We start from the raw sequence: 13,294 nt of genomic DNA on the forward strand, positions 1-13,294 counted from the left end.
CGCAAGATCGCTTGCGCAGGGCAGTTTGCAAAGCTAGCCTTGGCGATGTGTAAATCTGCAAAGACAAGCCATGGCCACCCAGAAACTTTATGCCGGCGCCAAGCTGCGCGAAATCCGCAATCGCCTGACACTCAAGCAAAAGGATTTTGCTGCCAAGCTTGGTGTTTCGCTGCCCTACCTCAACCAGATGGAAAACAACAACCGGCCGGTTTCCACGACGGTCGTGCTGGCACTGGCGCAGGAATTCGGGCTTGATGTCACCGAGCTCAGCACCGGCGACAGCGAAAGGCTGGTCTCAGATATGCGCGAGGCACTGGCCGACCCGATCTTTGCCGATACAATGCCGCCGGTCGCCGATCTTCGCCTGACCGCTTCGAACGCACCGGCGCTGGCGCGCGCCTTTATCGAGCTTCATCGCAACTATCGCCAGACCCACGAACGCCTCGCCTCGCTGGACGAGGCGCTGGGGCGCGAAGACGCGCGCATTCAGGCAAGCCCGTGGGAGGAGGTGCGCGACTTTTTCCACTATTGCGACAACTATATCGACGCTGTTGACCGGGCCGCTGAACGATTTGCCGAGCGCGCCGACGGGTCCGGCGGCATTCGCGAAGCCGCGTTGACCAGTCTGTCCGAACGCGGTGTGCAGGTCGATTTTTCGGACACTGAAATTCTGCGAAGCTATGATGCGCAGAACAAGAAGCTTGTGCTTTCCTCTCGCACGGCACCGCAGACACAGGTGTTTCAGTTGCTGTTGCAGGTCGCCCTAATAAGTCAGGACCAATTGCTGGAAGCCACGCTTGATTTTGCCCGTTTCCAAAGCGACGAAGCCCGCTCGATCGCTAAAATCGGCCTTGCGAATTACTTCGCGGGCGCATCCCTCATGCCGTATGGCAGCTTTCTGGCAGCCGCGCAGGAATACCGTCACGATCTTGAGTTGCTCAGCAACCGGTTCGGCGCATCGATTGAACAAGTGGCGCATCGCCTGTCCACGATGCAAAGGCCCGGCGCCAAGGGTATCCCGTTCTTTTTCGTCCGGGTGGATCAGGCGGGAACCATCACCAAGCGCCATTCCGCCACACGCCTGCAATTCGCCCGCTTTGGCGGGGCCTGCCCGCTGTGGAACGTTCACCGCGCCTTTGAAACGCCGGGGCACTTTTTACGGCAGCTGGCCGAAACCCCGGATGGTGTTCGCTATATCTCTTTGGCGCGGGATGTGTCGAAATCGGGTGGCTCGTTCGGAAGCCCGGTGCGTCGCTATGCAATTGCACTGGGGTGCGAGGTGCGCCATGCCGAGGCGCTGGTCTATGCCGACAATCTGGACACCAACAACGCCAGCGCCTACGAACCGATTGGTATTTCCTGCCGGATTTGCGAACGCAAAACCTGCCACCAACGCTCCGTCCCGCCGCTGGAACGACGCCTGACCATCGATGCGCATACGCGCGGCACCCTGCCCTACGAAGTCACCTGATCCGGAAGGGTTGCAGGGCCGCATTTTCTGCGGCCCTATCGCGGCTCACTGCATATCAGGCTTTGGACAGAATGGCCCAGATCTCATCCTTGAGTGCCGCGCGCTTTTTCCGAAGCTCAACCTCGGCCAGTTCCTCCATGGGCTCAACATTGGTTTCGGCCCGATGAACGGTGCGATTGATTTCATGATACTCGTCAGCCAGCCGGGAAAAATGGGCATCCGATTGCTTGAGCTGGCTCATCAGTTCAGCCTTGTCCGGAAACTCTTCAGCCAGTTCATGCGGGGTGTGGGACATCTGTGTTCGCTCCTGATCTGTGTGTTGCAGTCAATTCGTAAATACGATGCGCCCAACACGCTTTGACCGGGATCAAAATAAAGCAGATTTTGCACAGTTTTCAGCATATTCGGCACACACATTGACAACATGTGATCGGGCCCGCACGTCCGCAACCTCCCACAGTTCGGCAACAATGAATCGGACCTTTCCAACTGGAAAGGCCCGCTGAGAGTGCCGACTGACCTGAATGCGTTTATCAGGTGTTTATTAAGTTCGGTTAACGCTGTGCCGTCGCCCATTCAGGATGGATCCAGGGGCGATCATTCGCCTTCGAAAGCGGATCTTTTCCAAGCAGATGATCCGAGACCTTTTCACCCACCATGATCGATGGCGCATTCAGGTTGCCGTTGGTGATCTGCGGAAAGATCGAACTGTCGGCAACGCGCAACCCGTCAACACCGATCACCCGGCCTTGCGGATCGACAACAGCGTCTTTGTCATCGGCACGGCCCATCCGGCAAGTACCGCAGGGATGATAGGCGCTTTCGGCGTGTTCCGCGATAAACCCGTTTAGCTCCTCGTCCGACTGCACGGACGCGCCCGGCTGAATTTCCTTGCCCACATAGGGTTTGAATGCGTCCTGCCCGAAAATCTCGCGCGTCAGCCGGATGCAGGTGCGGAAATCCTCCCAGTCCTGTTCGTGGCTCATGTAGTTGAACCGAATGATGGGCGCATCCTCGGCCCGCGCCGAACGCAATGTGACAGCCCCGCGTGACGGCGACCGCATCGGCCCGACATGCGCCTGAAAACCGTGCCCCTCAGCCGCTGCCTGCCCATCATAGCGCACCGCAATGGGTAGGAAATGGTACTGGATGTCCGGGTACTCGACACCGGGTTTCGATCTGATGAAAGCCGCGCTTTCAAACTGGTTCGAAGCACCAAGGCCGGTCTTGGTGAACAACCATTGCGCCCCGATCAACCCCTTGCTGATCAGGTTCCAGTGTTTGTAAAGCGTGATCGGCTGTACCGAAGCCTGCTGAATATAGAGCTCCAGATGGTCCTGCAGGTTCGCACCAACACCTGGGCGATCGGCCACAACCTGAATACCGTGCTCCGCCAGATGTGCTGCCGGACCTATGCCCGAAAGCATCAGCAGCTTGGGCGAGTTGATCGACGAGGCCGCCAGCACCACCTCGCGACGGGCGCGGATGATCTCTTTCTTACCGCCGCGCACCAGTTCGACCCCCGTCGCACGGCCATTTTCCATGATCACGCGCGAAGCGAGTCCACGGACAATATCGCAGTTGTCGCGCTTGAGCGCCGGCTTCAGATAAGCGTTCGCCGCAGACCAGCGCCGTCCTTTCCAGACGGTCTGCTCCATCGGGCCAAAGCCTTCCTGCTTTTCACCGTTGTAGTCGCCGGTAACTTCGTACCCTGCCTGCTGACCCGCATCGACAAAAGCCTTGAACAGCGGGTTCGCACGCGGCCCGCGCGAAACATGCAGCGGACCATCCGTCCCGCGCCAAGTGGGATCGCCACCATGGCCGCCATCGTGCCATGTCTCCATACGCTTGTAGTAGGGCAGCACGTCGGCATAGGACCAGCCGTCTGCCCCCATATCGGCCCAGGTGTCGAAATCCCGCGCGTGGCCACGCACATAAACCATACCGTTGATCGAAGACGACCCGCCGATCACCTTACCGCGCGGACAGGCCAGACGGCGGTTGTTCAGATGCTGCTCAGGCTCGGACTGGTAGCCCCAGTCATAGCGCGACATGTTCATCGGATAGCTGAGCGCCGCAGGCATCTGGATGAACGGTCCGGCATCTGTGCCGCCATGTTCGATCACCAGCACCGAGGCCCCTGCCTCGCTCAGTCGATAAGCCATCGCGCAACCGGCGGATCCTGCACCGACGATGACAAAATCTGCTTCCATATTCGGGTCTCCTGTGCCCACCGGGTCAAGATTTTTCGTCGAAAAATCTCACTCTCTCCGATGGGGAAATTTGCAATATTGTGAAGAGGTTATTCGCCGCGCGGATATCGCTGGCTTTCCTCGACGGTATTCAGGTCCATGTGATTGCGCATGTAGCGTTCGGATGCTTTCTGCAGCGGCTGATAATCCCAGGGGTAGTAGCCGCCCTGCCGCAGCGCCTCATACACCACCCAGCGCCGGGCCTGGCTAGCACGCACATCCGCATCGAAGCGATCCAAATCCCAGCGTGCCTCGGATTTTGCCTGCAGGGTTTGCAGTGTTCCGGCATGTTCGGGCTTGTCGGCAAGATTGTCCAACTCGTTGGGGTCCGCGTCCAGATCGAACAATTGATCAGGGTCCAGCGCGCAACGGTTGTATTTCCATTTTCCATAACGCAGTGAAACCAGCGGCGCATATGAAGCCTCGGCCGCATATTCCATCGCCACCGGCTCTGAACGCTCTGCCCCGTTGGCCAACGGCACCAGATCGTGACCATCGGTCCAGGGTGCGATTTCGGCCATATCGACCCCTGCCAGCACCCCAAGCGTCGGCGTGACGTCAATTGTCGAAACCGGGGTGTCGATCCGACCGGCTGGCATGTCCGGAGCAGAAATCATCAGCGGCACTCGTGCCGAACCTTCGTAGAAGTTCATCTTGAACCAAAGGCCCCGCTCGCCCAGCATATCGCCGTGATCCGAGACGAACATGATGATTGCGTCCTGACGGGTCGTCTCCAGCACCTCCAATATCTCGCCGATCTTGTCATCAAGATATGAGATATTGGCAAAATATGCGCGGCGCGATTTGCGGATATCTTCTTCGGTGATGTCAAAGCTGCGCCAGTCGTTGGCGTCAAAAATACGTTTGGAATGCGGGTCCTGGTTGTCATAGCCCAGATCCGAAACCTCAGGCAGCAGGTGTTCGCAATCCTCGTATAGGTCCCAGTACTTTCGGCGCGCCACATAAGGATCATGCGGGTGCGTGAAGCTGACGGTCACACACCACGGACGCTCATCCTTGCCGCGGGCAAGATCATAGAGCTTAGCCTTAGCGTAGTAGACAACCTCGTCATCATACTCCATCTGGTTCGAAATTTCGGCAATGCCCGCCCCGGTGACCGAACCCATGTTGTGATACCACCAGTCGATCCGTTCACCCGGCTTGCGGTAATCAGGCGTCCAACCGAAGTCAGCCGGATAGATGTCGGTCGTCAGTCGATCCTCGAACCCGTGCAACTGATCCGGGCCAACGAAATGCATTTTACCGCTGAGACAGGTGTAATACCCCGCGCGACGCAGATGGTGGGCATAGGTGGGTACATCGCTGCGAAACTCGGCGGCATTGTCATAGACGCCGGTACGTGACGGCAACTGCCCCGACATAAAGCTCGCCCGCCCCGGCGCGCACAGCGGCGAGGCCGTGTAGGCGTTGGCAAATCGTGTCGAACGTTCCGCCAGCTTTTTCAGGTTCGGCGCATGAAGCCATTCGGCGGGACCATCGGGAAAGAGGGTTCCGTTGAGCTGATCCACCATCAGGATCAGAATGTTCGGTTTTGTCATTTTCCGGCCTCGATGAGAGTGTTGAGGACACGCAGGGCGTGGTTAACGGCCAATTCCGGCCTCTCCGGTGCGCTGAGCGCAGCCCGGATATAAAGCCCGTCGATCAGGGCGATCATGTTTTCAGCCCCTTCAACAGGATCATCCAGCAAAGGGCGCAAGGCATGGGTCAGGTTCGACCGGATGCGCGCCTGATAAACCTGCCACAGCCGCAGCGCGTCATCATTGGTCTGCGCCAGTACATAAAAGGTCATCCACGCGGCAATGACGTCCGGAGTGAAACAGGACGGCGCGAAACAGGCGCGAATGATCGCTTGTGCGCGCGCGGATGGTTCTGCGGCATTCAGTTCTGTCCGCGCCTCTTGCCCGAAATCGCTGAGGATACGTCGCATGGCCGCAAGGAAAATCTGATCCTTGCCTCCAAAATAGTGGTGCGCCAACGCACTGGACATCCCCGCCCGCTTGGCGATCTGGCTGACTGTCACGTCGAGGGATTTTTTCACGCCAAGTTCCGCAATCGTCGCCTTGACGATCGCGTCGCGCCGTATCGGCTCCATCCCGAGTTTCGGCATGTTTGGCTCCTCAACACAACATTTGCAATTAAACGCTATGTCGATTTTATTGACTCGTCAATCAATAACGCATTCGGCCCATCCGAAACCTCGTCAGAGTTTGGGCGCAATGCTTGGTGGAGTCACTTCGCGTCGGTTCAACACGGCTTCGCGCCAGGTGATGAAACTGACCGCTGCAAGAATGAGTGTACCACCGGAAACCACCCAGATATCCACCTGTTCGTGAAAGACAAGTGCGCCAAGCAGGGTCGCCCAGATCAGCTGCAGGAACGTAACCGGCTGGGTCACTGCCACCGGCGCGGCCTGCAGTGCGAGCGTCATGAAATAGTGCCCTGCCGTGGCAAAACTGGCCACAAGAAACAGCACGCCGATATCACGCAGGCTGGGCGGCGACCAAACCGCGACGGCAAAGGGAATCAGCATTATGGTCACCCAGATGGACAGCTGTGCAACGACTACCGATGGCCTGATATCTTCTACCATGACCTTGGCCAGTAGGTACGACCCACCCAGCATCAGCGAGGTTCCAAGCATTGCAAGATGGCCTGCTGATACTTCACGAAACCCAGGTCGGAGGATGATGGCCATCCCGACAAGAGCAACCACAACGGCGGCAATGCGGCGTGCGGCCAGTTTCTCTCCTAAAAACAAAGCTGCGCCGACGGTCACGTATACCGGGGTCAGATAATTCATCGCCGTGACCTCAGCCAATGGGATCTGTGTCATGGCAAAGAACCACAACATAACCCCTACCGCGTGCACGGCCCCACGCACCCCGAACATCGTAATGTGGCGGCGCGTCAGGCGGGTCGACAGAATCGCGCGCATGGCGGGAAGCAAAAAGACCAAACCCAACACATAGCGCAGAAATGCAGCCTGAATCGGGTCCATGCTGGTTCCCATGGACTTGACCAGAGCCGTCATTAATACAAACGAAAACCCGGCGGCGAACATCCAGAATATTCCGGCTAACGGGCGGGACTGTGTGGCGGCGATTGTCATGACGCTGGTTGAACACCCAATTGCCCGCCGGGACAACCCTTCACATCGCAACAAGTTTCAATGCGATACCCAGCATGACTATTCCGATCAGCACATCAAGAACCTGCCACGCGCGCGGGCGGGTGAAAAACGGGGCCAGCAATCGGGCGCCATATCCCAGTGAGAAAAAGAAGGTGAAACTGGCGGTGACGGCCCCCAGCGCAAAGGCAAACCTGTCATCGTACTGCGCAGAGATCGAGCCGATAAGGACAACGGTATCCAGATAGACGTGCGGATTAAGCCAGGTGAATGCCAGAACCATAAGCAATGCAGTCTTCAGGCTGGTTTTCTGCCCTTTTTCGGCATCCATGGCCGCGCCGCCCTTCCACGCGGAATCCAGACTGCGGAACCCATACCAGATCAGAAATATCGCTCCGCCATATCTCATGACCGGCTCGAATTGAGGGATGGCCTGCGCCAAAGCCCCAAACCCCGCAACACCCGCTGCGATCAGGATGGCGTCTGACACCGCGCAAGTCAGGCACAGTGCAAAAACATGCTCGCGCCGTAATCCCTGTCGAAGGACAAACGCATTTTGCGCACCGATCGCCAGAATCAGGCTGAACCCAAGGGCGAAACCCGGAATGAACGTAGCTGACATGTGGCCTCCGACTGATTGCCCGAGTTGACTATTGGGTGCACGTGGATTTATCCAGTTAATTATCCTAAGCCAAATTAAGCTGAGCTAATGTTGTTCGACCCCAATCATCTGGCCACCCTGTCGGCGATTCTGCGGCTGGGCAGCTTTGATGCCGCTGCCGCCGATCTGGCCGTCACCCCTTCGGCCATTTCACAGCGCATCAAAGCCCTGGAAGACCATGTGGGAACCTCCCTCATTCATCGCGGGCCACCCTGCACCGGTACGGCGGCGGGCCTGCGGATTGCAAAACACGCCGAGGACATTGGCCTGCTGGAGGCTCAACTCAGCCGCGAACTTGCGCTGGAGAACGGATCGGGTTCAGCGCGTGTCAAAGTTGCCGTTCCCGCCGATAGCCTTGCCACCTGGTTTGTCACTGCCATGGCAGCGGTCCCGGACCTGCTGTTCGATCTGGTCATCGACGATCAGGACCATTCAGCCGACTGGCTGAGACGCGGCGAGGTCAGCGCGGCAGTCACTGTTGGCGGCCAGCCCGTCACCGGGTGCGACGCGGTTCCGCTGGGCACGCTGAGGTATCTTGCCACCTGCAATCCCGCCTTTGCCCGCCAATGGTTTCGGGAAGGCGTAACCGTTGACACGCTGTCAATTGCGCCCTGCATGACGTTCAATCGCAAGGACAATCTGCAAAAGACCTGGCTTGCAAAAAACTTTGACGCGCGCATCTCTCCGCCCTCCCATTTCCTGCCTTCGACACATGCTTTTGTCGATGCCGCCTGTGCCGGGCTGGGATGGGGCATGAACCCTGAATCTCTGGTGCGGCAAGCCATACAGGACAACAGCTTGCAGGTTCTGTTGCCCGACACGCCGCTGGACGTTCCGCTGACGTGGCAAGTTGGCCGCATCATGGCGACAGCACTTGCACCTTTGACGAAGGCCGTCAAAAGTGCCTCAGCCAAGGACCTGATCCGCGCGTAACCCGATTGGATCAGACAAGAACAAACCGGAGTATTGCAATGTTCACCCGCGACGCGCTCAACTATGACCCGATACCGCTTCCGGATCACAATGACCTGCCGGACGCAGAAATGATTGCCGAAGCGCGTGCCTTTTATGATGTCATGCGCAAACGGCACACGGTCAGGGATTATTCATCCCGCGACGTCCCGCGCGAGGTGATTGAAACCTGCATTCGTACTGCCGGAACTGCCCCGTCAGGTGCAAATCATCAACCCTGGCATTTCGCCGCCATCTCGGATCAGGCTTTGAAACAGCGAATTCGCGAGGAAGCCGAGGAAGAAGAGCAGCGGTTTTATGAGGGTGGTGCCGGTGACGAATGGATCAAGGCGTTGGAACCGATCGGCACCAATGCGGTCAAGGAACACCTGACCGTCGCCCCGTGGCTGATCGTCGTTTTCGCCCAGCGTTGGGGGCAGTTCGACGACGGAACCCGTTACAAGAACTATTACGTTCCGGAAAGCGTGAACATCGCCACCGGTTTTTTGCTGGCGGCCCTGCATCACGCAGGCCTTTGCACGCTGACCCACACGCCGAACCCGATGCGTTTTCTGAACGCGGCACTGGACCGACCGGCCTCGGAAAAGCCCACGATGATCATTGCGGTCGGGCATCCTGCCGACAATGCCACGGTGCCGTCAGTCGCTAAGCTGAAGAAGCCTCTGGAGGAGATTTCGTCGTTCTTCTGATCAAGGGCATGATCGATAAATTTCTGCGAACGGCCCAAAGCCCCTAGCGGGCAGCTTCCTTGTGTTTCGGGTGCGGTGCTACGAAACGGCTGCAGGCATAGGCCGCAAAAACACTTGCGGCCACGATGAAAACGATGGCCCAAACCACTTCCTGACTGTGGGCAACTGCAGCCAGCCCGGCGCCCACGATCACGGCGGTCAGCCTGGATACGCTTTTGATCACGGCAGATGCTTTGATGCGCTGATCCTCTGGCGCGATGTCCATAAAGTACAGCTTGCGCGCACCGCCAGTGCCGGTCACAGCAATGGTGGCCACAAAAAGGGCAATCGAATGCGCCCGCACATCGTGGTCAAGCCCGCCAAAATGCATCAGGATCAAGGCCAGTCCTGTCCCCGCCACCAGCAGTGACCCGGTGATCATCACCACCTGGTGGGATTTCATATTCACAACGTGCCACAACGGCGCGGCCACCAGATATCCGGCAGCAGACGAAATGATCAGCGCTGTCATCCCTCTCGCTGAGCTATGATGCGATTCAGCCGCGATCAGGGCAAAGAACGGAACGGCAAGGGCGACCACCACCAGCGGCAAGCGCATCGCAAGGTATTTGCGAAACCAGCTTTCACCAAACAGCGTCCGCGCATCCGACAGAAACGATGTGACTGTCGTCCTTGGTGATCTGGGAGTTTCGACTTTTTCAGAACTGGCACCCGCCAGCTCCCGAACCGCCATCACAAAAACAGCCGACACAAGGAAACAAGCCGTGGCAATAGCGACCACGGCGGAATGACGTTGAAACGGCGGCTGGCCTTTGGTGATTTCATGCACCACCAGTGTCAGGGCAATCGCCCCCACACCGCCAAGCCCAAGTTGCAGGTAGTGCTGCCAGATTCGCGCGTTGGAATTGAGGTGGTTGCTAAGGAAATCCACCAGCATCAGCCCCTGAATTTCTTCAATCAGACCGATCATGAAGAACGCGGCAACGAAAGCGATGGCCACCAAGATCATGTTGCCCGTCGCGGCGACAATCACTGCCAGCAGAAGACATGCGCCGATTGCAATCTCGCACATCGCCAAGGCGCGCTTTTTCTCGGATTTCGCGGCGATTGCGTCAGCCAGAAATACATCCCCGATCATGCTGCCCAGCTTGCGGATCGAAACCAGTGCGCCGGCCAGTATCATCGGCAGTTCAAGCGATACCGCAAGAAACGGCATGACGACCGATGGGCTGCCCATTGTCCAGGCGACCTGTGACAGAATGCTTTGACTTGTCAAAGCGGACATGTTGCGTCGCTCGAACTTTCTGGGCGCGGAGGCCATCAACCAACCAACCAGTTGCGCTTACTTTTTGCCACCAAATCAACCCTCTCGAAATACCTGAACCTACCCACAAGGTACAAAGTTCGAACCATTCGGCCAAGAAATGAAAAAGCCCGGCGATTTGCCGGGCTTTCTGCAAAACAGTTTCTGGTCGCTTCAGAGCTGTGCCATGACCTCGTCAGATGCTTCGAAATTGGTCGTCACACGCTGAACGTCGTCGTCATCTTCCAGTGCATCAACCAGCTTCATCAGCCGTTGCATGTCTTCCAGACCCAGCTCGGTGGTCGTAGTGGGTTTCCAGACCAGTTTGGTTGACTCTGATTCACCAAGGGCGGCCTCAAGCGCGCCGGATACGTCGTTCAGATCGGTATCCGCACACCAGATGACGTGACCATCTTCCGAGCTTTCTACATCTTCGGCACCGGCTTCGATGGCCGCTTCAAAGATAGCGTCGGAATCGCCAGCGGTTGCAGGGAAAACGACCTCTCCCTTGCGTTCGAACATGAATCCGACCGATCCGGTCTCGCCCAGATTGCCGCCGTTCTTGGAAAAGGTCGAGCGCACGGTCGAGGCTGTCCGGTTGCGGTTGTCGGTCATCGTCTCAACGATTACCGCTACGCCGTTGGGGCCATAGCCCTCGTACCGGATTTCTTCGTAGTCATCGCCTTCACCGGCAACGGATTTCTTGATCGCCCGGTCGATCACGTCCTTGGGGACCGAGTTCGACTTGGCCTCTTTCACCGCCAGACGCAGACGCGGGTTCTTTTCGGGATCGGGGTCACCCATCTTGGCGGCGACGGTGATCTCTTTCGACAATTTGGAAAACAGTTTGGACCGCGCGGCGTCCTGACGCCCCTTGCGGTGCTGGATGTTGGCCCATTTGGAATGGCCGGCCATGTTGCGTCCTCGTGATGATTGCGTGTTTCGGCGCTCATATAGACGTTTGCGGGGCCGGGGATCAAGAGATCGGCTTGCCGTGACAGGTCCGGTGGCTATGGTGGGCGCATGACGACAGATCAGATCATATTGTTTACGCTGTTTCTTTCCGTTTTTGCGCTGCTGCTGTGGGGGCGCTTTCGATACGATCTTGTGGCATTTACCGCCCTGATGATTGGTGTGGTGCTGGGGGTCGTCCCGGTGGACGATGCCTTTGCCGGGTTTGGCCACCCCGCAACCATTGTGGTCGCTCTGGTTCTGGTGGTTTCGGCCGGGCTGGTGCGTTCGGGCGCTGTTTTCATGATCACCCGGACGCTTGTCGATGCCTCACGCGGGCTGGGCGCCCATATTGCACTGATGGGTGGCATCGGGGCGGTCCTGTCGGCCTTTATGAACAATGTCGCCGCTTTGGCGCTGCTGATGCCGGTCGATATCCAGACCGCTCGCAAGGCTGGCCGCGCGGCAGGGCTGACCCTCATGCCGTTGAGTTTCGCAACCATCCTTGGCGGCATGGCAACCCTGATCGGCACGCCGCCAAACATCATCATCGCATCCATACGGGGCGAGGCACTGGGTGAGCCGTACCACATGTTCGATTTCGCCCCGGTCGGCGGTTTGGCGGCAATCGCGGGTTTGGTTTTTGTTGCCCTGATCGGCTGGCGCCTGATCCCGGATCGGGGTGCGCAGGCCGACACGTCCGAGGCCCTTGCGGAATATATCGCGGAACTGACGATTCCGGCCGAGTCCGCACAGATCGGCAAGCGCGTGGCCGAGCTGGATGAGACCGCTGAAAAGACAGACGTCGCGATCATTGGCCTGATCCGCGATGGAAAACGCCGGTATGGCCGCGCCGCCAATGCGATCCTGCGTGAAGGGGACGCCTTGGTGTTGGAAGCGACGCCCGAGGCACTGGATGAGTTCCGATCTGCGCTCAAACTGGATTTTTCGGATACAAGACGGCAGGAATTACTCACAGCCGCAGGTGACGGGCTTGAGGTTATCGAGGTCGTCGTCCCGGAAAGCGCCCGCATCACGGGCCGGACAGCACAGGCGCTGGGACTGTCATGGCGGCAAAGCACGGTGCTGATGGGCATCTCGCGTCAGGGCCGCCGCATCACCAATCAGGTTCGCAAGACCGAGGTCGAGCCGGGTGACATCCTGCTGCTGCTCTGCCCGCGCGACCGAGGACCGGATGTGACCGAATGGCTGGGCTGCCTGCCCCTGGCCGAGCGTGGGCTGGCCGTGACCGCCAATGACAAGGCGTGGCTGGCCATCGGACTGTTTGCGGCCGCCGTTCTGGCCGCCAGCATCGGTCTGATCTATCTGCCGATTGCGCTGGGACTGGTGGTGATCGGGTACGTCCTGACCAAAATCCTGCCAATTGCCCAGATTTATGATCAGATCGAATGGCCCGTAGTGGTCTTGCTGGGCTCGATGATCCCTCTTGGCACAGCGCTGGAAACCTCAGGTGGCACCGAACTGATCGCGGGTGCTTTGGTGTCGCTGACGGCCGGACTTCCGGCGTGGGCGATCCTGACCGTCCTGATGATCGTAACGATGACCTTGTCAGATGTGCTGAACAACACCGCCACCACCATTGTCGCAGCCCCGGTCGGCATCCAGATGGCCCGCACATTGGAGGTTTCGCCCGATCCCTTCCTTATGGCCGTGGCGGTTGCAGCCTCGGCGGCGTTCCTGACCCCAATCGGTCACAAGAACAACACGCTGATCCTTGGCCCCGGCGGCTATCAGTTCGGCGATTACTGGCGCATGGGGCTGCCGCTGGAAATTCTCATCGTCGCGGTTTCGATCCCGGCCATTCTGCTGTTCTGGCCGCTGTGACC

General features: G+C 58.4%; 12 protein-coding genes. 4 read left to right on the plus strand and 8 right to left on the minus strand.

Annotated elements, in window-relative coordinates; translation table 11 throughout:
* Nucleotides 1-70 precede the first annotated feature (70 nt).
* Nucleotides 71-1,471 (plus strand): helix-turn-helix domain-containing protein, encoded by a 1,401-nt coding sequence (locus ACR0NW_RS03840; protein ID WP_480448775.1) that lies wholly within the window; start codon nucleotides 71-73, stop codon nucleotides 1,469-1,471.
* 55 nt (nucleotides 1,472-1,526) lie between these two features.
* On the opposite strand, the gene ACR0NW_RS03845 is transcribed toward ACR0NW_RS03840, so the two are convergent.
* The 6 genes from ACR0NW_RS03845 to ACR0NW_RS03870 all read right to left on the minus strand — a co-directional run bounded on the left by ACR0NW_RS03845 (nucleotide 1,527) and on the right by ACR0NW_RS03870 (nucleotide 7,493).
* On the minus strand, nucleotides 1,527-1,766 hold the full coding sequence (locus tag ACR0NW_RS03845; RefSeq protein ID WP_480448774.1) for an HP1242/YdcH family protein: 240 nt from the start codon (nucleotides 1,764-1,766) through the stop codon (nucleotides 1,527-1,529).
* Between the two features lie 259 nt (nucleotides 1,767-2,025).
* Nucleotides 2,026-3,684 carry a choline dehydrogenase gene (gene betA / locus ACR0NW_RS03850; RefSeq protein WP_480448772.1) on the minus strand — a complete coding sequence of 553 codons (1,659 nt, stop codon included), beginning with the start codon at nucleotides 3,682-3,684 and terminating at the stop codon, nucleotides 2,026-2,028.
* A gap of 89 nt (nucleotides 3,685-3,773) precedes the next feature.
* On the minus strand, nucleotides 3,774-5,282 hold the full coding sequence (gene betC, locus ACR0NW_RS03855; protein ID WP_480448771.1) for a choline-sulfatase: 1,509 nt from the start codon (nucleotides 5,280-5,282) through the stop codon (nucleotides 3,774-3,776).
* Nucleotides 5,279-5,851, minus strand: a complete 573-nt coding sequence (gene betI / locus ACR0NW_RS03860; protein ID WP_170650868.1) for a choline-binding transcriptional repressor BetI — start codon at nucleotides 5,849-5,851, stop codon at nucleotides 5,279-5,281. Before betI ends, betC begins: the two co-directional genes overlap by 4 nt.
* 93 nt (nucleotides 5,852-5,944) lie before the next feature.
* The gene (locus ACR0NW_RS03865) at nucleotides 5,945-6,853 is read right to left on the minus strand and encodes a DMT family transporter (protein ID WP_480448770.1); all 909 of its coding nucleotides are present in this window, start codon (nucleotides 6,851-6,853) and stop codon (nucleotides 5,945-5,947) included.
* Nucleotides 6,854-6,893: 40 nt separating this feature from the next.
* Nucleotides 6,894-7,493: a LysE/ArgO family amino acid transporter gene (locus tag ACR0NW_RS03870; RefSeq protein ID WP_480448769.1), complete on the minus strand. Its 600-nt coding sequence runs from the start codon at nucleotides 7,491-7,493 to the stop codon at nucleotides 6,894-6,896.
* Between the two features lie 87 nt (nucleotides 7,494-7,580).
* Between ACR0NW_RS03870 and ACR0NW_RS03875 the strand changes: the two genes are divergently transcribed.
* Together ACR0NW_RS03875 and ACR0NW_RS03880 are read left to right on the plus strand one after the other, a co-directional pair.
* Nucleotides 7,581-8,465, plus strand: a complete 885-nt coding sequence (locus ACR0NW_RS03875) for a LysR family transcriptional regulator ArgP (RefSeq protein ID WP_480448768.1) — start codon at nucleotides 7,581-7,583, stop codon at nucleotides 8,463-8,465.
* A 38-nt stretch (nucleotides 8,466-8,503) separates the two neighbouring features.
* Complete coding sequence (locus ACR0NW_RS03880) at nucleotides 8,504-9,193, plus strand: nitroreductase family protein (protein WP_480448767.1); 690 nt, start codon at nucleotides 8,504-8,506, stop codon at nucleotides 9,191-9,193.
* A gap of 43 nt (nucleotides 9,194-9,236) precedes the next feature.
* Here ACR0NW_RS03880 and ACR0NW_RS03885 read toward each other — a convergent pair whose 3' ends face one another.
* Together ACR0NW_RS03885 and ACR0NW_RS03890 are read right to left on the minus strand one after the other, a co-directional pair.
* Nucleotides 9,237-10,478, minus strand: coding sequence for an MFS transporter (locus tag ACR0NW_RS03885; protein ID WP_480448766.1), 1,242 nt, complete (start codon nucleotides 10,476-10,478; stop codon nucleotides 9,237-9,239).
* A 192-nt stretch (nucleotides 10,479-10,670) separates the two neighbouring features.
* Nucleotides 10,671-11,411 carry a YebC/PmpR family DNA-binding transcriptional regulator gene (locus ACR0NW_RS03890; protein WP_170650874.1) on the minus strand — a complete coding sequence of 247 codons (741 nt, stop codon included), beginning with the start codon at nucleotides 11,409-11,411 and terminating at the stop codon, nucleotides 10,671-10,673.
* Between the two features lie 108 nt (nucleotides 11,412-11,519).
* On the opposite strand from ACR0NW_RS03890, the gene ACR0NW_RS03895 reads away from it, so the two are divergent.
* Nucleotides 11,520-13,292 (plus strand): SLC13 family permease, encoded by a 1,773-nt coding sequence (locus tag ACR0NW_RS03895; RefSeq protein ID WP_480448764.1) that lies wholly within the window; start codon nucleotides 11,520-11,522, stop codon nucleotides 13,290-13,292.
* Nucleotides 13,293-13,294: the final 2 nt, after the last annotated feature.

This window comes from Ruegeria sp. CF5, assembly GCF_056537325.1.